Origin of the sequence: Galbibacter kalidii, from assembly GCF_026241135.1 — a bacterium.
Lineage (GTDB): Bacteria > Bacteroidota > Bacteroidia > Flavobacteriales > Flavobacteriaceae > Galbibacter.
The window spans coordinates 1-21,062 of the sequence record NZ_JAPFGA010000009.1 but is presented as its reverse complement, the minus strand read 5'-3'; the positions used below and the strand labels follow the sequence as shown (position 1 = coordinate 21,062).

Genomic DNA, 21,062 nt, shown 5'->3' with positions numbered 1-21,062 from the left:
ACAATTATTATCATTATATGGCAAAACAACTATCTGAAAGAGTTTTAAACATGGCTACCTCTGCCACCTTAGCAATGGCAGCAAAAGCGAGAGAATTAAGAGCCGAAGGAAAAGATATTATCGGATTGAGTCTGGGTGAACCCGACTTTAACACTCCGGATTTTATAAAGGATGCAGCCAAAAAAGCTATCGACCAAAACTACAACAGTTATTCTCCGGTAGATGGCTATGCGGATCTTAAAGAGGCTATCATCAACAAATTTAAAAGAGACAATCAATTATCCTATACTCCGAGCCAAATTGTGGTGTCTACAGGAGCCAAACAATCCTTGGCCAATGTTGCACTGGCTGTTTTAAACCCCGGAGACGAGGTGATTTTACCTGCTCCTTATTGGGTGAGCTATTCGGAGATCGTTAAACTTGCTGAAGGTGTTCCTGTAGAAGTTCGAACTTCCATAGAAACCGATTTTAAAATGACTGCCGAGCAGTTGGAAGCAGCCATCACACCCAAAACCAAAATGTTGTGGTACAGTTCTCCTTGTAACCCAAGTGGATCGGTATACAACCAGAAAGAGTTAGAAGCAATAGCAGAAGTTTTAAAGAAACATCCGCAAATTGTTGTTGTTTCTGATGAAATATACGAACACATCAACTTTAGAGGCGGACATGTAAGTATCGGTTCTATTGATGGGATGTACGACAGAACGGTTACCGTAAACGGAGTTTCAAAAGCATTTGCCATGACCGGATGGAGAATCGGGTACATTGGTGCACCGGAATGGATCGCCAGGGCTTGCAACAAGATACAAGGACAAATAACCAGCGGTGCCAATTGTATTGCTCAACGCGCTACCATTACGGCATTAGATGCACAGGTGAGCAAAATACAATACATGATCGATAAATTTCACCAAAGAAGGGATCTCGTTTTAAAACTTTTAGGTGAAATCGACGGTTTTCAGCTGAATGTTCCTGAAGGAGCCTTTTATGTATTCCCGGATATTTCAAGCTTTTTTGGTAAGACCATAGGAGGGAAAAAGATAGAGAATGCCTCTGATTTTTCATTATTCCTGCTCGAAGAAGCCAATGTTGCCACCGTTACCGGTGAAGCGTTCGGAGATCCGAATTGTATCAGGATTTCTTATGCGGCTTCCGAGTCTGAGCTCAGGGAAGCGATTAGAAGAATCAAAGAAGTGCTTTCGTAAAAAGTCATTTCAATATAAGAAATATAATAGGCTGCCCAAAAATGAAGGCAGCCTATTTTTTACATATCACTCAAAAAACGATATCCTTATCCGTTATTCCAATCGATTTTCCTCGAGACATACATCACGATTGCCAAAATGATGAACAACCCGATGCTGCCAACCAACAAGGCATAATTTTCCAATTGTATAATCACATAAATAAAAGTGTAAAGTGCCGTTAAGGAAACCCCTATGAAAATCGGGAACTTTATGTTTTTCAGTATGGATTTGGAATACAGACTTATTAAAACAACTACCGAAACCCCTGCTATCAAATAAGCCCTTAAAAAATTACTGTGCTCTGAAATGGAAACCAACAAGGTATAAAACATCGTGAGTGCCAAACCAATCATTAAATACTGAAAAGGATGTATGTTGATTTTGCTAAGCGACTGTATAAGGAAAAACACTAAAAATGTAAGACCAATGACCAAGAATCCGTATTTGGCCGAACGCTCACTTTTTTGATATTCATCTACCGGAATCATAAAATTAACGCCAAAAGAAAATTCCCTTAAATCGGGTAAATAGCTAAAGTGTTGTTGTGAAAACGGGCGGTTAATGTCCAATATTTTCCATTTGGCATCAAAACCATCATCAGAGATTTTGTCTTCGTTGTATGGCAAAAACTCACCGAAAAAGTTGGCTGTTTTCCAGTTGGAGGTTACATACGCCTCAGTAGTTTTTCCGATGGGAACAAAACGAATTTGTTCACTTCCCTTTACATCCAGCGCAAGTTGATAGTTTAATGCAATATTTTTATTTAAATCCTCAATATTAAGATTTCCCGTTTCCAAAGTGTACAAACCTTGTTTGGTTGTGTTGTCATACTTTGAGGTCAAGGTGTGTTCCTTATCACCCAGTTTTAAGTTGATCTGATTCACACCCTTTACGTTAGAGAGTTGCACTACCATTTTAGCTTTATCCCATAACACGTCCTCAGACTCCACCTCTACCTCCTTGAAGTTTGGTTGGATAAATTTTCCTTCAGCAGTAATATTACTTTGATAGACCGCCGTGGTGTATATACCACGTTTTTTTTCTTCCGGATCTATATTGGATTTAACATTAAGTGATTCCGGAAAGAAATAGGCATATTCAATCTCTTCTATGCTTTCTGTGTAGGTCTTCTTGGTCTTTTGATCCATCACGACCTTTTCTGAAAAGGTTTTATAAGGTACTTTCAGAATTGGACCATAAAAAAGGACTTCGCTGCCCCACTTTTCGTTGATTTCGGTGACCACTTCCTGCTGACGTGTTGCACGTTCGCGGATAAGTTCTTCAATAAGTGCAAGTGGAATGAGTAACACCAAGGTTAAAAATCCTACCATTATCATCCTTGCAGTAATGGATGTCTTGATCCAATGTATAAATTTATTTGTATTTGTTTCCATGAGTTAAAAAAATTAAGGTGGAGTTAAAAATTATTTATCGTTTCAATAAGGTCGGACATGTAGCCTTCGGCATAGGCACCAACAGCCAGGGTCACCCATATGACAAGGAGTCCAATAATGATTTTTGCGATGTTAGGGATTAAAAAACCCAGTTTTCTTTTAATAAATGCATTTACCGGCGGAAAGTAAATGAATGATAACAAAAGAAGTCCGATGCCAAAATCACGGTCGTTTCCAACCAGTATATTCAGCACTCCGTGTGCAAAAATGTACATCCCGAATAACCAGCCGAGGGTGTTCAACAAACCCTTGGTTCTTTTTGAATCTTGTTTGATTTCTGTTTTCATAATTTACTTTTCGTGAATTCTTCTAAACATTTTTCGAGTGATTTGCCTTCGTTATGGATACAATTGCAAAAATTATAACAATCTATATCGTTCTCCTCATTACATTGTTTCCGGCAGTCATTAAGCGTATTTCTTGGCATTATTGTGTAAAATATCCTGGTATGAAACACTACTAAGGTTATAACAACAAAAACTCCTGTAAAAAACTTAAATGGAAAATTTTTGATCAATTCATTTTTTTGAGGTAGTACAGATTTAGAATCGGAATGATTGAAAGGAAATATATTCCTGAATTTATGATAGTCCCAACACAACAGATACAAAACTGCACATACCATTAAGGGTGAAGTAATTTGAGAACCATCAAATCTTACTGCAAGTGATAAAATGCAAATGTTTAGAATTATTGGAAGATAGATAAATGCTCCAATCGTTACAGTCCTTGGGATAAGTAACAGAATTGCTGCCAACACTTGCATTACTCCAACAAAGGTGTAGTAATAACCTGTGTGGTAAAACGCTTCCAAAAAATTTCCCATTGGATGGTTCACGGCTAAAACTGTAAATCTTTCGCCAAGAACTTTCTGCATTCCTGAAGGAACAAAACCTGCTGCGAGTGCTATTCGACAAAATATCACAAAATATCCGAGCCATTTATTTTTTCTGGCTCTAAAATGTAATTTGTCAAGTTTTGTTCCTATTCCCATTTCAGTTTCTCAAATTGCTTACAACTAAGGATATTGAGTAATGTCATACCTATTCTTGGGTTTGTTTCCTTAATTTATGTTTTTAAAGCACTTTGAATTTCAAAGTTTGTGGTTAAAAAAATTATTCTGAACTTTTTATTAGTTGTTCCAAGGCTTCAATATGTTTTTGAAAGGCAATACGCCCTAGTTTGGTCGCAATATAACGCGTATTGGGTTTTTTACCGATAAACTGCTTCTCTATCGTGATGTATTCGGCTTTTTCAAGAGCTTTGGCATGACTGGCCAGATTGCCGTCGGTAACATCGAGCAATTCCTTTAAGGCAGTGAAATTGGCATATTCATTAACCATCAGCACACTCATGATACCTAGCCGAATCCTATGATCAAAAACTTTATTTATGTTGTTTATTATACTCATACCCTATTCCTGCGAAGGCAGGAATCTTTTTATTTCTTCCTGTCAAATTTAAAGTACATCACTGTTCCATACACAATATGCATCACCCCAAATCCTAAAACCCAAAACCAAAATCCGTAACCGGGAAGAAGCGCGCAAATCAGTCCTAAAACAATTTCGATAATCCCGAGATACTGGATATCCCCTATACTGTATTTGGATGCATTGACCAGTGCCAATCCATAAAAAATAAGCATCATCGCAGCGGTAAACCCATATTTTTGTTGATTGAGGATAATAAGGATATACAAACCGCCCGCAACCAATGGAATTAAAAAATTAAAAAGAAGTCGCTTGGTGGTAACATCCCATATTTTGTTGTTGTTTTTCCGCGCTTTTTTTACAGCCAGGAAAATTGCAGTCACGATACTAAAAAAGGCTATGAGGAACAAATCAAGTATTACCAACCGGAAAATTCGCCCGTCCAATATAAGATACTCTCTACCCGAGTTGCTCACCAGCCAATAGGCTATACCCGCACCAATCAACGCATACACCCCTGCCAACACCCCCGACAGCCCACTCAATGAAATAAAACGCGACGAGCGATTCATCATATCTTTGATCTCGCTTATGTCTTTTAAGTAATCTTTTGAGTCCATTTCTATTAACTTTGAAATTCAAAGTACTTTAAAAAAATAAACAAATACAAGTAAAACAGGAAAATTTTTTCATCGATGAACAATAATGTCCAAAATATTTTTTTTGATGTAGGGCTTAAGACCATTGCCAGGCGTCTGGTCAGGAAGTTGGGGCACAAACTGCCACTGTAGACTCGGGCTATCGGGGCAAAAACAGGCAGGGGGTACCCACGCACAACTTTTTGACGATTACCATACGAAAGGATTAGGTTTTGATAATGAAATGATTTAAATCCTGTATAAAATGATTCGTAAATTGTTCTGTAAAGGCTACTAAGGAAAAGAGCAATCAGAAATGGTTGCTCTTTTTTTTGTTCTTAAAAGGTTTGCGACAAAAAAATCATTGAATGGTTTAAAAATATAGGCACCATTTCAGGTGTTAAAGAAGAAGGTTACACAATTAACAAAGCGAAGGGTGCTAATTTTAAAAATAAAATCTTAGAATTGTTAAAAGCAGCTGATTTAGAAATTCAGGATATTCAAGTAGAAATGTTAGACTTGGATAAACTTCCTAGCGATATGCCTAAGGAGTTAAAGGAATTCGTTATAAAACAATCCGAGGAAGATGAAGGAACTGAATTTATTTCTGATGTACTTACTTCTCAGGGAGTGTAAAGTGAACTGTGTCACACCCCGCACTGTCAATCATGATTTAAAGATATTAAACTCAGTTGCAATTTGAATTCTCTAAATCCTCTTTTGTTGGGTTTAACAGATTATTTCCAACCCCATAAGACCCGCTGTAAGATGTATTTTGAAAGAAAGAGGTTAACGAACAAAAATCTGACAAAGATGCATTGTTATAAATCTCTAATTTATCTCCAATTCTTGTAACCGGTTCCAACCCATTTAGGCTGCTTAGAGAGGGATTCATTCTTAGTACTAATCTGGATTCAATCGTTGAAAGCTTGCCTACCCCTTCCAGAGAAATAATATTGTTATTATAGTTAATATCAATTTTATCAGCGAATACTAAATTATTCAGTCCACTCAGATCCGTTATATTGTCACATCTTTCTATTAATAAAATATCTTCTACCCTTTCGAGGTTTTCCAAGCCTGCAAGGCTTTGAAGGTTTGAGGATTGCAACCGAATAGTCTCTATGGATTTTAAGTTCTCAAGACCACTTAAATCGATTAAAGCCTGGTCAGTGGAGATTACGAAATAGTTTAGCTGATTTATGTTTACAAAATCAGGTAAATGCGACAGGGCAATGTTTCCTTCCATATGGAATCCATCTAACAGTTCCAGACCTGAAATCGAGTTTATATTTTGTAATACCTGATTATGAGATAGATTAAATGTCTTTTCAATTGTTCTCAAAGATTCTAAGCCATTAAAGTTAGGAAGGGCGTTGTTCTCTGTAACACCAAATGATCCTCTTATATGGGTTAATTTATCCAGGCCGTTAAAACTTAAAAGATTATCATTTCCAGAAATTCCAATTCCCGAGTAATAACTCCCATCTCCAACCGACCTTAAATTGCTCAGTCCGTTAAAGTCTGTCAAATTCACACAGGAGCGGACATCGAAACTATAAGTAACCTCTTCAAGGTTAGTCAAACCCACAAAACTTTGAATATTGGATTGATTAAGTTTTAATGTCCCCATTGATTTTATATTTTCAAGCCCGGTTAAATTCACAAGAGCGCCTCCCCAGCTTACTTCCAGTGCTTGAATACTGGTAATATTTTGAAAGCTTGGCAACTGCGTTAAGCTTTCATTCCCGCCAAGTTCTAGAAATTTTAAACTCATGCAGTTTTTGATTCCATCAATATTAGATAATTGAGGGTTCCGACTAATATTTAACGTCTCAATATTTTCCAGAGAATGAAGACCGTCAATATTCTGCAGGGAATTATTACTGTCTATACTTATACGATGCGGCACGAAATTAAGATTTCCCAGCGCATTTATTTCAGTAAGTTTTGGATTGTTTTCAATACTCAAACCATCTCCGATAAATTCTAATTTATCCAATCCCGTTAAACTGTTGAGATTTTCACAGTCGGTGATATACATATTACCGGCACTCGCTGCAAAAAAAGAATCTAAACCTTCAAAATTTATCAGACTCGGGTTATTTATGACATAAAATTCTCCCCTTGTTATCTCTAAACTTTCAAGACCTAAAAAACTTGTCAGCGCCTGATTGTTCATAATCCTGAAACTATTGGGAAATAAAATCCCTGTCTTTTTTAAATTTTCCAGTCCTTTAAAGTTTTCCAAGTTAGTAGTATTGGTTACGGAGAACCCGGTATTAACTGCAAATAAGTCCTTTAAAGGTGATAAATCATTTACTGTCCCTTTTATACTCAAACTACCATCTATAGTATTGTATTTTCCATTCCCAAATTCGACCACTTCTTCCTGAGTCGAAAGAACAACTCCTCCGTGATATGTTTTATTTCCCAAGGTTGTCAATTGAACTTCATTGCCATAACCTACTCCCTGCTCATTAATTGCATAAGCCCTGATGTAATAGGAAGTAACTTCCTCCGGTAAACTCTCTACAATGGTTATATATACACCCTCCGTATTCTCTACTAGGGTGAATTTTGTGAAATTATCATCTATTGTAGGGTTGGATGACTCTCCAATCACCAATCCTACCTCGGTCACCTCTGAAGCCCCGGGGCTTACAATTTCCGCTCCCATTTTAACAGAATACACGGTGATCTGTGAAACTTCATGAGTTTTAACTTCGGGTACTTTTATTACCTCCTGCTCAACCGGTAGTTCTTCAATAGCATCATCCTTATCACAGGATATAAAAATTGAAAAAATGACCACAGTAAATAAAACGAATAATTTTTTTGCCATAAATGCTTGACTTTTTATTTTTCTTCTCTAACATCCAACCCTGCCCCTAAGATGAAAGATTTTGTTAATGCTTTAACTGATATGGAACGACACCAAGTCAAATACATCATCGATAAATTATCCAGAGTTGTTTTGAATAAATTAGGTTCAAACAGATCAACTTATTATAATCTAAAAAGCAATATACAATTATTAGAAAATATAAAAAGGATTTTAAAATAATTATCCATTAATTCTCCAAAAACTCATAATTACATTCACTACTGTCCGGTTAAAAAATAACCGGACAGTAGTGATAAAAAATGAAAAAAAATAGTACACTAACAAGAGCCTAACATATTATTTAAGATTATTGGTGGGGATATAAAGAATAAAAACTTGTGCATAGCTCCTAAATTTTCGGGATAGACTAAGGAAATGTTCGGGGGTGTAAACGGGTTGGTGGTAACGTTATAAATCGCCGTCCAAATATTGAACATTACTTTCCTGAATCTCACGATGATTGTTTCCCCAAATATCCAACCTGTCCCAAATAGAAACCAAATCACGAGTGCTTGATGTTAATGTGTATTCTACTCTCGGTGGAACTTCCGCAAATACATTTCGTTCAACTAGACCATCCCGTTCCATTTCCTTCAAATGCAAAGAAAGCATTCTATCCGAAATATTCGGAATACACTCTTTCAATTCCGTAAAACGCAAACCTTTTTTTGACAATTTGTGCAGTATAGTCATTTTCCACCTTCCAGAAAGCAATGTCAATGCATACATCGTTCCACATTCATTTTTCAAATAATCCCTGTTTATGGTATTGGTGCTTGTGATCTTTCTTTTTCCCATTTCTAACAAAATTGTGAGTTACTAACAACTTTCTGCTCTATTGCAAAGGTACCAAAACCATAATAGTTTTGTCCTCAACAAATTTATAAAGAAATGAAAATATTAATTGTTTTAGCGCATCCGGAGCCAAAGAGTTTTAATTATGCAATGTATCTAACAGCTATAAAAACTTTAAAAGAAAACGGACATGAAGTAAAAACAACAAATCTGTATGCAATAAATTTTAACCCTGTTTATGACAGAAGCAACTTTACAACAGTTAAAAATCCTGATTTTTTAAAACTTCAAATTGAAGAAATACACGCTGCTGAAATGAACAATAGTTATGTTGCTGAAACGAAAATAGAACAGGAAAAAGTAGAATGGTGCGACTTAATGATTTGGCAGTTTCCGCTATGGCGTTTTGCACCGCCTGCAATTTTAAAAGGTTGGACAGATAGGATTTTTACTTCGGGAAGATTTTTCAAAGACGGTGGTTATTATGAAAATGGAACATTGCGAGGCAAAAAAGCATTATTGTCCGTTACTACAGGAAGTCCTGCTAAAACCTATACCAAAGACGGCTATCATGGAGACATCTATGGAGTGTTAAGACCCGTAAACAGAGGTATTTTAGAATGTGTAGGTTTTTCGGTTTTAGAACCCGAAGTGAATTATTCCGTTGCACATTTAACAGACGAAGATCGAAAAACGGTATTAAAAAAATGGAGCAATCGATTGAAAAACATTTTTAATGAAAACAAAATAAACGTTGGGAAATACTAAGCAAATAAAATCATTTTTACAGTCACTAACACTCGGAGCATTGGCTTCATCTGCAACTTTATTTACGTTTACCACGAGCTTGCCGACTTGGGTTTTGTTTTTGGGCTGGACAAGTTATTTCCTGTTGGGTAAAAACGTAAAATCTTCTTTATTGGTTTTTATCCAACAACTTTTGGGTATATTGTTAGCCATTCTTATTATCGCTTTTGGAAATTTTTTGGTTGAAAAATTAGGTGCAATTTGGTTTCATCTTTCCGTAGCAATCATATTGACGGCTGTATTTTATGTAACAAAACTGAAAACGCTAAACGTACTTCCCGCCTACTTTTTAGGAATGATAATTTGGTTTGGCTTAAACACGACCCCGACTTGGGAAGAAACCACAAAAGCAGGCATTGCACTTTTTGCAGGATTTGTTTTTGGGTGGATAAACGATAATCTAAACAAAAAATTGACACGCTGAATGTTGGATAAAAACACTACCGCTAGTCGAGTAGGTAAAGAGGAATCTCACCCCTAAACCTCATATCCGCCCGAGGCGGACGCTGGTTCGAGTCCAGTCCCCCTCGCTCGCTTCAAGCTTTTTGAGTCCTTGATAGTGCAAGAAGTGATTTTTCAGCTAAGAAAAACTTATGCATAAAAAAATGCGAAGCTTTCACTTCGCATTTTTATTCCCTCAAACTTTCATCATTGCCGTTATATGATCAATGACAAAGACTGTAGCAAATATGAGAAAAAGCTTTGTTTCTAATAAGGGGAAAAATCCCCTTTTTGCAATTTGTGCTAGAAATTTAGCCTTTTTTTCACAATAAGGAAGAATAAAATTTCTTGAGACCGACTATTCATGAGGTATAACCGTAGCTATATTTCACCAATTCCATTTTAATCTTAGCTCCAAAGAAACCGAAATTTTATTTTTTACCCCCACCCAGAATTGCCGAAAATAGCAGTTCTGACCTCTCCCAAGGAGAGGTAGATAAAATACAAACAAAGTGAACTGGTGAGGTATACCTCTGCATGTACGGAGAATTTTAAGTTTCAATACTACAAAGAGTTCACACCTAAATAGTATATTTGCCAAAATTTATGGAATGCCAAAAAAAGTAACGCCTTATAAAGATTCTGAGCTGGGGAAAAAACAGCAAGTCACAAAGATGTTTGATACCATCTCAGGGAAATATGACGGTCTGAACAGAGTTATTTCGTTTGGAATCGATGTAAAATGGCGAAAAAAAGTGGTCGCTATGGTAAAAGATGCCCAAGCCAAAACAGTATTGGACATTGCAACCGGAACCGGGGATTTGGCCATTAATTTGGCGTTTAATGCCAATGTTGAAAAAGTAACAGGCCTTGACATCTCTCCGGGCATGTTGGAAGTGGGGAAACAAAAAGTGGCTCAAAAAAACCTTGCCGATACCATAGATATGGTGATAGGCGACAGTGAAGCCTTGCCGTTTGAAGACAATTCTTTTGATGCCATTACCGTTGCTTTTGGTGTTAGAAATTTTGAAAATCTGGAAAAAGGCCTTTCTGAAATCCACAGGGTGTTGAAAAAAGATGGCGTATTTGTAGTATTGGAAACCTCGGTTCCAACCAAATTCCCATACAAACAAGGGTATAATTTTTACACCAAAAACATTCTCCCGATTATTGGAAAACTCTTCTCTAAAGACCGGTCGGCCTATGCATATTTATCAGAATCTGCTTCTGTTTTTCCTTTTGGAGAGGATTTCAACAATATTTTACGAAAAATCGGGTTTAATAATGTGGAAGATCGGCCGCAAACTTTTGGGGTGGCGACCATTTATAAAGCATTCAAATAAATATGCTAACCTATAAATAACCTAACCTGCGAAATGAAAAAATACCTTTTTTTAATATTGGTTATGTTTTGCCTTTGCCAAAACACATTTTCTCAATTTAATGAAGACCCCGTGTTGAATTTGGAGAACGAAGATAAAAAGCTGTTGAACTGGGGTTATTATTTAGGCTTTAACCAATACGATTTCAAATTTGATTATATAAACGATATGGGAAACGAGGTCGATGATATCCTCGTTGCAAAATCACTTGGATTTAATGTCGGGCTTATCGGTGAACTCCGTATCAATGATTATTTTGATATCCGGTTTGAACCGGGCTTATATTACAACCAAAGAGACTTGGGGATAAGAGGTCAAGATATACTGGAAGTAAAATCGACTTATATACATCTTCCTTTATTGATCAAAGCCAGTACGAAACGTCTGGGAAACTTCAAACCCTATGTTGTAGGCGGGGTTTCCACTTCCTTCAACTTAAGCAGTAACGAGGATAATTTGGAAGGAGTTTCCAGCGGAAATTTCCGTATGAAAACCAACAATTATTATTACGAAGTAGGCTTCGGAATCGATTTTTATATGTATTATTTCAAATTCTCTCCTTCCATCAGGGGTGTTTTTGCGCTATCAGACGAATTGGTACCTGACCCGGATATCACCAATGTCAACAACATGTATTCAAGAGCCATTTTTATCAATTTCACTTTTGAATGATGATCTATTATCTGCGTTTAAATTCGCTTAACAAAATAGCCGTAGCCGTAGCCACATTGAGACTTTCTGTCTCCTGAATTTCCCCGAAACGAGGGATACTCACTTCATTTTTTACCAACGACAACACCGAATCGGAAATTCCATTCGCCTCATTACCCATAACCAAAATCGCATTTTGAGGCACATCAGTTTTATAAATATTTTTCCCGCCCATGGTCGCACAAAAAATATCGCTTTGTGTATTTCGCAAATAGTTTTCCAAATCCAGATAAGTAACATCGACCCTTGCCAAGGATCCCATACTGGCCTGCACTACCTTCGGATTGTAACAATCAACCGTATTTTCACTACAAACCAAGCTGGAAACACCAAACCAATCACATAAACGGATGATGGTTCCCAAATTTCCTGGATCGCGCACATCGTCGAGCGCCACCTCCAAACCTTCTTCTGCTATTTTTGTTTCCGGTTTAGTATGGAAAACAGCTAAGACGACATTTGGCGTTTTTAGGCTGCTCATCTTTTTCAGTTCCCCATCACTCACCACATTGATTTCTTCTGATGTAATCTCCGGAAAATCGATATGGGTAGCGTAAATTTTATAAAGGGAAAAATCGGACTTCAACAGTTCTTTAACCACCTTGATTCCTTCAGCCACAAAAAGTCTGTGCTTATTTCTGTACTTTTTTTGTTGTAAGCTCGTTATAAGTTTTATTTCGCTTTTGCTAACCATACAAATAATGTATTTTTGACTACAAATTTAATTCTTTACCCGCTTGAAACATTTTTTTGTAAAAATAACGGTATTATTTTTTGTAATACTACTTATAAGCTCTTGTAATGCTGTTAAGAGGGTAGGAAACGACCAATTATTATTGAGCAAGAACAACATTTATGTCAATAATGAAAAAATAAACGACGAGGAAGTTGAAGGACTGATCTCGCAAAAACCCAACAATTCGGGACGATTGGCACTTTATAACTTCGCAAAGGAGAATCCCGATTCTTTTTATATTGCCAAACTCGATTCTACTTTAAAAGACATCAGTTTTTTTGAACGTATGATCTCAAAAAAGCAACTGATACAAATTGCAGACTACAAAATCAACTTCCACAATTGGTTGAGGAAAACAGGAGAGGCTCCTGTGATCATCGACGAATCCAAAACCAAACAATCGGCTGAACGTTTAAAACAGTATTACGACACCAAGGGGTTTTTCAACAACAACGTGAACTATGAAGTAGACACTACCGATCAAAAAGAAAAAAGAGCAGCCATCAATTATAAACTGGAAACAGGTCCGGCTTATTTTTTGGATTCCATCACTACAAACATCCCTTCCAAAGATCTTGATTCTATTTACAATAGGGTCAAAAGATTTTCGAGGGTAAGAAAAGGACAACGTTTTAACCTCTCTAATTTTGAAGCCGAAAAAGAACGCTTAAACAGTATTTTTATCAATTCCGGTATTTATAAGTTTCAACCCAGCTCTATCAATTTTTATATCAAAAGGGACACCACAACCAATGCTCAAAGCCGTGATATGCCGATTGAATTGAATATCGAAAATGTTTCTGAGCGGGCAGGAGATTCTACAAATCAAATTGAATACAAGGTTCACCACGTTAAACACGTAAACATTTTTGCTGATTATTCATTTAATACCGATCCTGATTCCCTACAAACAACCGAATATGATGGATATACTATTTTTTACAAGGATAAACTGAAATACCGACCAAAAGCACTCACGGATGTTGTGGCCATTCTTCCCGGAAATGTTTATAAGGAATCTGAAAGGGCTTTGACCGCAAAACAGATCAGTAACCTAAAAATTTTTAAGTACCCGAACATTAACTATTTTTATGAAGAAAATACGGACGATCAATTGAGAGCTAATGTGTATCTGTCGCCCAGACCAAGGTTTTCTTTAGGGTTCAGTTCAGACCTGCTGCATTCAAACATCCAGGATATTGGGATTTCCTTCAGTACCTCACTGGTAAGCAGAAACATCTTCAGGGGTGCAGAAACCCTTGATATTGCATTCAGGGGAACTGTAGGCTCTTCTTCCGATTTTAAAAATAGCAGTAGTAGTTTTTTTAATCTGGCTGAATTTGGAGGCGATATTGGGTTGAACTTTCCGCGGATTTTCTTTCCGCTCAACACCGATAAATTAATCCCCAAATCGATGGCTCCCGAAACACGTTTTTCTCTGGGAACTACATTACAGAAGAATATCGGACTTGACAAGCAGACTTTCAATGGAATTTTACGTTACAAATGGGATCCCAACAGAAGACGAAAGAATTTCCTTGAATTGATTAACATCCAATATGTAAGAAACCTAAATACCGACCGCTATTACAATGTTTACGATAACAGTTATAGTGACTTAAATGAAATTGCATCAGCATATACACAAACAGCCGACACTTCATATTACAACGAAAACGGCAATCTTATTGTTCCTGAAGGAACTTCAGGTTTTACCGATGATGTACTAAGCGGAACCATCAATGCGACTGCTGCCGAAATTGACGAGGTAAACAGGCTCGAAGATCGTAGGGATAGGCTCACCGCTAACAATCTGATCTTTGCGAGTAATTATACCTACTATATAAACAGCCGAAGCAATTTTAACGACAACAACTTTTTTCAGTTCAGGGGAAAAATCGAATTGGCTGGAAATTTATTGTCAGGCCTTTCAAGCATCATTAATTTAGAACAAAATGACAACGGAAAAAACCTGGTTTTTGGAGTTCCGTATTCACAATACGTTAAAACAGAGTTAGATTATATAAAATACTGGCGTCTGTCCCGGAACAACGTGCTTGCGTTCAGGAGTTTTCTCGGTATGGCCATTCCCTACGGAAATGCGGACAACATCCCTTTCATCCGAAGTTATTTTGCAGGGGGATCCAACGACAACAGAGCCTGGCAGCCCTATTCATTAGGTCCCGGGAGAACGCGCAACCAGAATGATTTTAACGAAGCTAACCTCAAATTAGCCTTCAATTTGGAATACCGCTTCAGTTTGATCGGGGATTTTAAAGGCGCTTTATTTGCCGATGCCGGTAACATTTGGAATTTTATGGACGATGTTGAAAATGAAGAAGCTGTATTTGAAGACTTAGGCTCTTTAAAAGAATTGGCTTTGGGAACCGGATTTGGGGTACGATATGATTTTAATTTCTTTGTTTTGCGTTTCGATATAGGTTTTAAAACCTTCGATCCTTCTTACGAAAAAGGTAAAAGGTGGTTTAATGATTACAATTTCAGCAATGCTGTATACAATATTGGTATTAATTATCCTTTCTAAGCCATCTAAATTTATTATTTTTGCAAACGCATTAAAACAAAACAACTAAATAAAAATTTTGAAACTTAAAATTTATGAGTCACAACATTAAACCAGGTGTAGCCACAGGAGATGAAGTACAAAACATTTTCAACTATGCCAAAGAGAAAGGATTTGCACTTCCGGCGGTAAACGTAATTGGTTCCAGTAGCATTAACGCAGTTTTAGAAACTGCCGCTTCATTAAATTCACCAGTTATCATTCAGTTTTCTAATGGTGGCGCCCAGTTTAATGCAGGAAAAGGGCTTTCCAACGAAAGCCAACAATCGGCTGTGGCAGGTGCTGTGGCAGGTGCGAAACACGTACATGAACTTGCTGCTAAATATGGTGTTCCGGTAATTTTACATACCGACCACTGTGCGAAAAAATTGCTGCCATGGATAGATGGTATGCTTGATGCCAGTGAAAAACACTATAAAGAAACCGGAAAATCTTTGTTCAGTTCTCATATGATCGACCTTTCTGAAGAACCGATTGAAGAAAACATAGAGATTTGCAAAGAATACCTTTCCCGTATGAGTAAAGTGGGAATGACTCTTGAAATAGAATTAGGTATTACTGGAGGGGAAGAAGACGGTGTAGACAATACTGATATTGACGACTCAAAACTGTACACACAGCCCGAAGAAGTTGCTTATGCCTACGAAGAACTTCTAAAAATAAGTCCGAGATTTACCATCGCTGCTGCTTTTGGTAACGTACATGGTGTATACAAACCCGGAAATGTAAAACTTACTCCTAAGATTTTGAAGAATTCTCAAGAGTATATCTCAAAAAATTACGGAGTTCCTCACAACACGATCGACTTTGTTTTCCACGGAGGTTCAGGTTCTACTGTTGAAGAAATTAGAGAAGCTATTGGTTATGGTGTAATCAAAATGAATATTGACACCGACCTACAATACGCATACTTAGAAGGAATCAGGGATTATATGGCTGGTAAAGCTGATTATTTACAAGCGCAGATAGGAAACCCTGAAGGTTCAGATGCACCTAACAAAAAGTTCTATGATCCAAGAGTTTGGGTTCGTGAAGGAGAGAAAACCTTTAGTACCCGACTCAAAAAGGCGTTTGAAGACTTGAACAATGTAAACACCTTATAAAAACAAACTTCAGGAAATTTTTTTTCTGAAGAGACAAACGACAACTACGAATATGGCTTGGTTTAAAAGAAAAGAAAAAGGAATACAGACCGCTACCGAGGAGAAAAAAGACACCCCAAAAGGGCTTTGGTATAAATCGCCTACCGGAAAAATCGTTGAAGCCGATGAACTCGCTAAAAACTTTTATGTAAGTCCGGAAGACGATTATCACGTTCGAATTGGTAGTAAAGAATATTTTTCAATTCTGTTTGATAACAATAAATTCAAAGAGCTTGATCCCGACATGGAATCAAAAGACCCTTTGCATTTTGAGGATACCAAGAAATATTCCGATAGGTTAAAACAAGCCAAGGAAAAAACCAAACTGAAAGATGCTGTAAGAACAGCTATTGGAAAGTCTAAAGGTAAAGATCTGGTCATTGCCTGTATGGATTTTTCATTCATTGGAGGATCTATGGGAAGTGTTGTTGGAGAAAAGATCGCGAGAGCCATAGATCATTCCATCAAAAATAAGATCCCATTTCTGATGATCTCAAAATCCGGTGGAGCCCGTATGATGGAAGCAGCCCTATCGCTTATGCAATTAGCAAAAACATCCGCAAAATTGGCACAACTTTCCGATCTTGGTATTCCGTACATTTCATTATGTACAGATCCAACTACAGGAGGAACAACAGCATCTTATGCCATGTTGGGAGATATTAATATTGCCGAGCCCGGTGCTTTGATCGGTTTTGCAGGACCAAGGGTAGTGAAAGAAGCTACCGGAAAAGACCTTCCGGAAAACTTCCAAACATCGGAGTTTTTGCTCGAGCACGGTTTCCTTGACTTTATTACACACCGAAAGAATTTGAAGAATAAGATCAACCACTATATTGATCTTATCCAAAATAAACCGATAAGGGATTAATAACCCTGATATCAAAAAATTAAAAACCCTGAAGAAAATTCTTCAGGGTTTTTTTAATTATATTTTTAATCTGATTTAGTCTTTCTCCCAGCCTTTTTCTAGGGTAATTTCAACAGTTTCTCCATCCGGACCGGTATACATGGCTTTATCGTCACAAGTACCGTCGCCAAAATCAACTTCAGCGGTTTCCCCATTCCTGGAATAGGTCAATACACCACTCACGATATAGTGGCAAGAAAATTCAGCACGCAAAGGTGTGATAATTTCACTGGTAAAAGTCCCTCCATCCCTTCGGGTTACTGAGGCGTTTCCGGTAATCAGGAAAGCACTTTCATTCCAGGCAGCCCCGGTGTGGAAACCTTCTACCCATTCACGGGTTTTTTCAGAACTAATTGTAAAGGAAGTATCATCCTCCCATGTCATTTGAATATCAGTAACCGCAACCGTCATAGGATTCTCACCTTCAGTAAAACTGTGTTCAAAAGATTTGGTTCCGTTTACCGTAACAGAATCTACTGCAAAATTATCGAATGTTACCGTAGAATTCCTGTTAAAAGTCATTGTTTCAGAGTCGTTTACTGTAGTATATAAAACGGTAAAACTACCACTGAAAACCTTTCCGTGGTGCATCTCACAACCTTCCCCAAAATCCATTGTAACGGTAAAACCTTCGCCTGTAGCTTCACTGGTTACCGTTAAACATTCAGGCATCCACCATCCGCGATTGGCTGTTGTTTCATCTTTACTGGCTGTATTCAAAAAATCATCGCTCACCATTAAATCTATGACATTATCGAGTTCGTTTGATAGATCTTCGGCTTGCATGCTAGCCCGGACTTCTTCCGGTGTAATGGCAGACTCACCGCTTTTGATTTCATCGGAATCATCATTACAAGAAACAATTAATGCAGTAGCAGGTAGTATAAACATCAAAAAATTTCTCAAAAAAGATTTCATAAGGCATAAATTAAAGATTAATAATAAATAAGGGGTAATTCAGATTAATAAATATAAACAAAAACGGCGAGAGTTTAAAAATATTGTTATCTTTGCGCCCGTGATAGAAGGTCTATCGAATACATAAGAATCATTTAAATAAATATTGGCATGTATTTAACTAAAGAAAAAAAAGCAGACCTGTTCAAGAAACATGGCGGTGATGCAAAAAACACCGGGTCTGCAGAAGGACAAATTGCTTTGTTCACTCACAGAATTAACCATCTAACTGGGCACTTGAAAAAGAATCGTAAAGATTTCAACACAGAACGCTCACTAGTTAGTTTAGTAGGTAAAAGAAGAAGCCTACTTGATTATTTGAAGAAAAAAGATATTGAAAGATATCGTGCAATCGTCAAAGAATTAGGATTAAGAAAGTAGAAATACAGAGGGAGCAATTTGCTCCCTTTTTTATTGATTTTAATTGCTTCTAGAAGCGGTTTAAATATAATTGTAAGTGTTTTTTAAGCGAGCATTTACAATAAAAAAAGCTTAAATCAGAGTTTTTCATTGGGTCACAACAACTACAACAACACAACACCCTTTGTTTAACGTTCCCGCAATAGCGGGATAATAAAAATATTATATGATTCCTGAAGTAAAACAAGAAATTATTGACTTGGGAGATGGGAGAACCATCACCCTTGAAACGGGAAAATTAGCAAAACAAGCAGACGGATCTGTTGTAGTTAGAATGGGAGATGCCATGCTACTTGCTACCGTTGTTTCTGCAAGAAATGCCAAAGAAGGTATTGATTTTTTACCCTTAACTGTTGATTACCGCGAAAAATTTGCGGCAGCAGGTCGTTTCCCCGGTGGATTCTTTAAGCGTGAAGCCAGACCGAGTGATACCGAAGTGCTTACCATGCGTTTAGTAGACCGCGTTTTAAGACCTTTATTCCCTAAAGATTATCACGCAGAAACACAGGTGATGATCCAATTAATGTCTCACGACGAAAACGTAATGCCCGATGCTTTAGCCGGTTTTGCCGCTTCAGCATGTATTCAACTTTCCGATATCCCTTTTGAATATCCAATTTCTGAAGTACGAGTAGCAAGAGTTGATGGTGAGTTTATCATCAACCCGAGCAAAGCTCAATTGGAAAAAGCTGATATTGATATGATGGTAGGAGCCTCTGAAGACTCTGTAGCCATGGTAGAAGGTGAAATGCACGAAATTTCTGAAGAAGAAATGGCCGATGCCATTAAATTTGCCCATGAAGCCATCAAAGTTCAGTGTCAAGCACAAGTGAAATTGGCAGAGCAAGTAGGTAAGAAAGAAGTACGTGAATATGACGGGGAAGATGAAGATGAAGAATTGGAAGCTAAAATTCACGAATTGGCATACGACAAATGCTATGCTATTGCCAAAGAAGATACTTCAAAACAAGAAAGAGGCGAAAAGTTTGCTGAAGTAAAAGAAGAATGTGAAGCTTTATTTACAGAAGAAGAACTGGAAGAAAAAACTGATCTTGTCAGCAAATATTTTGCAAAAACGCAAAAAGAAGCAGTTAGAAATCTTATTCTGGATGAAAACATTCGTTTGGACGGTAGAAAACCAGATGAGATCAGACCTATTTGGTGTGAGGTAGATTATTTACCTTCAACACACGGTTCTTCAATATTTACAAGAGGGGAAACTCAAGCACTTGCTACGGTTACACTCGGTACTTCAAAACAGGCTAATGTGATCGACTTACCAACAGAGCAATCTGAAGAAAGATTTTACCTGCATTATAACTTCCCTCCTTTCTCAACAGGAGAGGCAAGACCTATAAGAGGTACTTCCAGAAGAGAGGTTGGACATGGTAATTTGGCGCAACGTGCATTGAAAAACATGATCCCTGAAGATTGCCCTTATACGGTGAGAGTGGTTTCAGAAGTATTGGAATCCAACGGATCTTCATCTATGGCAACTGTTTGTGCAGGAACTATGTCACTTATGGACGCAGGGGTGAAATTAAAAAAACCGGTATCTGGAATCGCCATGGGACTTATTACCGACGGCGAAAAGTATGCTGTACTGTCTGACATCCTTGGTGATGAAGACCACCTTGGCGATATGGACTTTAAAGTGACAGGTACTGAAGAAGGTATCACGGCTTGCCAAATGGATATCAAAATAAAAGGGCTTTCTTATGAGATCTTGGAAAAAGCCTTAAATCAGGCTAAAGAAGGAAGAATACATATTCTAGGTAAACTTACCGACACCATTGCCGAACCAAACGCTACAGTGAAATCACACGCACCAAAAATGGTTTCTGTGGTTATTCCAGGAGATTATATCGGAGCGCTTATTGGTCCTGGCGGAAAAGTTATCCAAGAACTTCAAAAAGAAACCAATACCGAGATTGTTATCGAAGAAGTGGACGAACAAGGTGTTGTTGAAATCTTAGGTACAGACCAAGACGGAATCGACAAAGTTCTTGCTAAAATCGATTCTATCACTTTCAAACCTGAAAAAGGAGAAGTTTACGAAGTAAAAGTAATCAAACTCCTTGATTTTGGAGCAGTTGTAGAATATATAGAAGCACCGGGTAATGAAGTTTTATTACACATTTCTGAACTTGCTTGGGAACGCACCGATAATGTTACTGACGTGGTTAATATGGGTGATGTCTTTGAAGTGAAATACTTCGGAGTCGATCCAAGAACACGAAAAGAAAAAGTATCCAGAAAAGCGCTTTTGCCAAAGCCTGAAGGCTATAAAGAAAGAGCCCCAAGAGGAAGAGACAATCGCGATAACAAATCAAGAGGAGACAGAAAACCTCGAAGAGATTAATCATTTATTTAATTTTCAAAAGTGTTAAAAAGTCCGGCCTTGGTGCCGGACTTTTTTGTTGGTAGCATCTCATAAACTGTGTAAATAGAAAATATCGGGGGTCATGACCCCCGATATTTTTTTATTAATTTTAAATTTTACACAGTATGAAGAAAG

General features: G+C 37.4%; 20 protein-coding genes. 11 read left to right on the top strand and 9 right to left on the bottom strand.

Annotated elements, in window-relative coordinates:
• The first annotated feature begins 17 nt into the window (after positions 1–17).
• Positions 18–1,205: a pyridoxal phosphate-dependent aminotransferase gene (locus tag OOZ15_RS10515; RefSeq protein WP_265956365.1), complete on the top strand. Its 1,188-nt coding sequence runs from the start codon at positions 18–20 to the stop codon at positions 1,203–1,205.
• An 86-nt stretch (positions 1,206–1,291) separates the two neighbouring features.
• On the opposite strand, the gene creD is transcribed toward OOZ15_RS10515, so the two are convergent.
• From creD to OOZ15_RS10490, 5 genes are all read right to left on the bottom strand, one after another.
• Positions 1,292–2,641: a cell envelope integrity protein CreD gene (gene creD / locus OOZ15_RS10510; protein ID WP_265956364.1), complete on the bottom strand. Its 1,350-nt coding sequence runs from the start codon at positions 2,639–2,641 to the stop codon at positions 1,292–1,294.
• 23 nt (positions 2,642–2,664) lie between these two features.
• On the bottom strand, positions 2,665–2,988 hold the full coding sequence (locus OOZ15_RS10505; protein WP_265956363.1) for a hypothetical protein: 324 nt from the start codon (positions 2,986–2,988) through the stop codon (positions 2,665–2,667).
• Positions 2,985–3,695: a DoxX family protein gene (locus tag OOZ15_RS10500; protein ID WP_265956362.1), complete on the bottom strand. Its 711-nt coding sequence runs from the start codon at positions 3,693–3,695 to the stop codon at positions 2,985–2,987. The genes OOZ15_RS10505 and OOZ15_RS10500 overlap by 4 nt, the downstream gene beginning before the upstream one ends.
• 121 nt (positions 3,696–3,816) lie before the next feature.
• Positions 3,817–4,113, bottom strand: coding sequence for a winged helix-turn-helix domain-containing protein (locus OOZ15_RS10495; RefSeq protein ID WP_265956361.1), 297 nt, complete (start codon positions 4,111–4,113; stop codon positions 3,817–3,819).
• 29 nt (positions 4,114–4,142) lie between these two features.
• Positions 4,143–4,754 carry a hypothetical protein gene (locus OOZ15_RS10490; RefSeq protein ID WP_265956360.1) on the bottom strand — a complete coding sequence of 204 codons (612 nt, stop codon included), beginning with the start codon at positions 4,752–4,754 and terminating at the stop codon, positions 4,143–4,145.
• A gap of 483 nt (positions 4,755–5,237) precedes the next feature.
• Here OOZ15_RS10490 and OOZ15_RS10485 point away from each other — a divergent pair, with 483 nt between their 5' ends.
• A complete protein-coding gene (locus OOZ15_RS10485) occupies positions 5,238–5,408 on the top strand; it encodes a hypothetical protein (protein ID WP_265956359.1) in 171 nt (56 codons plus the stop codon).
• A gap of 52 nt (positions 5,409–5,460) precedes the next feature.
• Here OOZ15_RS10485 and OOZ15_RS10480 read toward each other — a convergent pair whose 3' ends face one another.
• Positions 5,461–7,617: a hypothetical protein gene (locus OOZ15_RS10480; RefSeq protein WP_265956358.1), complete on the bottom strand. Its 2,157-nt coding sequence runs from the start codon at positions 7,615–7,617 to the stop codon at positions 5,461–5,463.
• Between the two features lie 450 nt (positions 7,618–8,067).
• Positions 8,068–8,457: a winged helix-turn-helix transcriptional regulator gene (locus OOZ15_RS10475; RefSeq protein WP_265956357.1), complete on the bottom strand. Its 390-nt coding sequence runs from the start codon at positions 8,455–8,457 to the stop codon at positions 8,068–8,070.
• A gap of 93 nt (positions 8,458–8,550) precedes the next feature.
• Between OOZ15_RS10475 and OOZ15_RS10470 the strand changes: the two genes are divergently transcribed.
• From OOZ15_RS10470 to porT, 4 genes are all read left to right on the top strand, one after another.
• Positions 8,551–9,222: an NAD(P)H-dependent oxidoreductase gene (locus OOZ15_RS10470; protein WP_265956356.1), complete on the top strand. Its 672-nt coding sequence runs from the start codon at positions 8,551–8,553 to the stop codon at positions 9,220–9,222.
• A complete protein-coding gene (locus OOZ15_RS10465) occupies positions 9,209–9,685 on the top strand; it encodes a DUF1097 domain-containing protein (protein WP_265956355.1) in 477 nt (158 codons plus the stop codon). Before OOZ15_RS10470 ends, OOZ15_RS10465 begins: the two co-directional genes overlap by 14 nt.
• A gap of 628 nt (positions 9,686–10,313) precedes the next feature.
• Positions 10,314–11,045: a bifunctional demethylmenaquinone methyltransferase/2-methoxy-6-polyprenyl-1,4-benzoquinol methylase UbiE gene (gene ubiE, locus OOZ15_RS10460; protein ID WP_265956354.1), complete on the top strand. Its 732-nt coding sequence runs from the start codon at positions 10,314–10,316 to the stop codon at positions 11,043–11,045.
• 33 nt (positions 11,046–11,078) lie between these two features.
• Positions 11,079–11,756, top strand: coding sequence for a type IX secretion/gliding motility protein PorT/SprT (gene porT / locus OOZ15_RS10455; RefSeq protein ID WP_265956353.1), 678 nt, complete (start codon positions 11,079–11,081; stop codon positions 11,754–11,756).
• 7 nt (positions 11,757–11,763) lie between these two features.
• Here porT and OOZ15_RS10450 read toward each other — a convergent pair whose 3' ends face one another.
• Positions 11,764–12,489, bottom strand: coding sequence for a TrmH family RNA methyltransferase (locus OOZ15_RS10450; RefSeq protein WP_265956352.1), 726 nt, complete (start codon positions 12,487–12,489; stop codon positions 11,764–11,766).
• A gap of 43 nt (positions 12,490–12,532) precedes the next feature.
• On the opposite strand from OOZ15_RS10450, the gene tamL reads away from it, so the two are divergent.
• From tamL to accD, 3 genes are all read left to right on the top strand, one after another.
• Positions 12,533–15,076, top strand: a complete 2,544-nt coding sequence (tamL, locus tag OOZ15_RS10445; RefSeq protein ID WP_265956351.1) for a translocation and assembly module lipoprotein TamL — start codon at positions 12,533–12,535, stop codon at positions 15,074–15,076.
• Between the two features lie 74 nt (positions 15,077–15,150).
• Positions 15,151–16,218 carry a class II fructose-bisphosphate aldolase gene (fbaA, locus tag OOZ15_RS10440; protein WP_265956350.1) on the top strand — a complete coding sequence of 356 codons (1,068 nt, stop codon included), beginning with the start codon at positions 15,151–15,153 and terminating at the stop codon, positions 16,216–16,218.
• A 52-nt stretch (positions 16,219–16,270) separates the two neighbouring features.
• Positions 16,271–17,128: an acetyl-CoA carboxylase, carboxyltransferase subunit beta gene (accD, locus tag OOZ15_RS10435; protein ID WP_265956349.1), complete on the top strand. Its 858-nt coding sequence runs from the start codon at positions 16,271–16,273 to the stop codon at positions 17,126–17,128.
• Positions 17,129–17,203: 75 nt separating this feature from the next.
• Here the strand turns inward: accD and OOZ15_RS10430 are convergent, their stop codons facing one another.
• Positions 17,204–18,085, bottom strand: coding sequence for a hypothetical protein (locus OOZ15_RS10430; RefSeq protein ID WP_265956348.1), 882 nt, complete (start codon positions 18,083–18,085; stop codon positions 17,204–17,206).
• A gap of 150 nt (positions 18,086–18,235) precedes the next feature.
• On the opposite strand from OOZ15_RS10430, the gene rpsO reads away from it, so the two are divergent.
• Positions 18,236–18,505 (top strand): 30S ribosomal protein S15, encoded by a 270-nt coding sequence (rpsO, locus tag OOZ15_RS10425; protein ID WP_265956347.1) that lies wholly within the window; start codon positions 18,236–18,238, stop codon positions 18,503–18,505.
• Positions 18,506–18,710: 205 nt separating this feature from the next.
• Positions 18,711–20,906, top strand: coding sequence for a polyribonucleotide nucleotidyltransferase (locus OOZ15_RS10420; RefSeq protein WP_265956346.1), 2,196 nt, complete (start codon positions 18,711–18,713; stop codon positions 20,904–20,906).
• Positions 20,907–21,062: the final 156 nt, after the last annotated feature.

Excerpts from the sequence above, each read along its gene's own strand:
- OOZ15_RS10515 (WP_265956365.1), top strand. The coding sequence starts at position 18 with ATGGCAAAACAACTATCTGAAAGAGTTTTAAACATGGCTACCTCTGCC.
- creD (WP_265956364.1), bottom strand. The coding sequence starts at position 2,641 with ATGGAAACAAATACAAATAAATTTATACATTGGATCAAGACATCCATT.
- OOZ15_RS10505 (WP_265956363.1), bottom strand. The coding sequence starts at position 2,988 with ATGAAAACAGAAATCAAACAAGATTCAAAAAGAACCAAGGGTTTGTTG.
- OOZ15_RS10500 (WP_265956362.1), bottom strand. The coding sequence starts at position 3,695 with ATGGGAATAGGAACAAAACTTGACAAATTACATTTTAGAGCCAGAAAA.
- OOZ15_RS10495 (WP_265956361.1), bottom strand. The coding sequence starts at position 4,113 with ATGAGTATAATAAACAACATAAATAAAGTTTTTGATCATAGGATTCGG.
- OOZ15_RS10490 (WP_265956360.1), bottom strand. The coding sequence starts at position 4,754 with ATGGACTCAAAAGATTACTTAAAAGACATAAGCGAGATCAAAGATATG.
- OOZ15_RS10480 (WP_265956358.1), bottom strand. The coding sequence starts at position 7,617 with ATGGCAAAAAAATTATTCGTTTTATTTACTGTGGTCATTTTTTCAATT.
- OOZ15_RS10475 (WP_265956357.1), bottom strand. The coding sequence starts at position 8,457 with ATGGGAAAAAGAAAGATCACAAGCACCAATACCATAAACAGGGATTAT.
- OOZ15_RS10470 (WP_265956356.1), top strand. The coding sequence starts at position 8,551 with ATGAAAATATTAATTGTTTTAGCGCATCCGGAGCCAAAGAGTTTTAAT.
- ubiE (WP_265956354.1), top strand. The coding sequence starts at position 10,314 with ATGCCAAAAAAAGTAACGCCTTATAAAGATTCTGAGCTGGGGAAAAAA.
- porT (WP_265956353.1), top strand. The coding sequence starts at position 11,079 with ATGAAAAAATACCTTTTTTTAATATTGGTTATGTTTTGCCTTTGCCAA.
- OOZ15_RS10450 (WP_265956352.1), bottom strand. The coding sequence starts at position 12,489 with ATGGTTAGCAAAAGCGAAATAAAACTTATAACGAGCTTACAACAAAAA.
- fbaA (WP_265956350.1), top strand. The coding sequence starts at position 15,151 with ATGAGTCACAACATTAAACCAGGTGTAGCCACAGGAGATGAAGTACAA.
- accD (WP_265956349.1), top strand. The coding sequence starts at position 16,271 with ATGGCTTGGTTTAAAAGAAAAGAAAAAGGAATACAGACCGCTACCGAG.
- OOZ15_RS10430 (WP_265956348.1), bottom strand. The coding sequence starts at position 18,085 with ATGAAATCTTTTTTGAGAAATTTTTTGATGTTTATACTACCTGCTACT.
- rpsO (WP_265956347.1), top strand. The coding sequence starts at position 18,236 with ATGTATTTAACTAAAGAAAAAAAAGCAGACCTGTTCAAGAAACATGGC.
- OOZ15_RS10420 (WP_265956346.1), top strand. The coding sequence starts at position 18,711 with ATGATTCCTGAAGTAAAACAAGAAATTATTGACTTGGGAGATGGGAGA.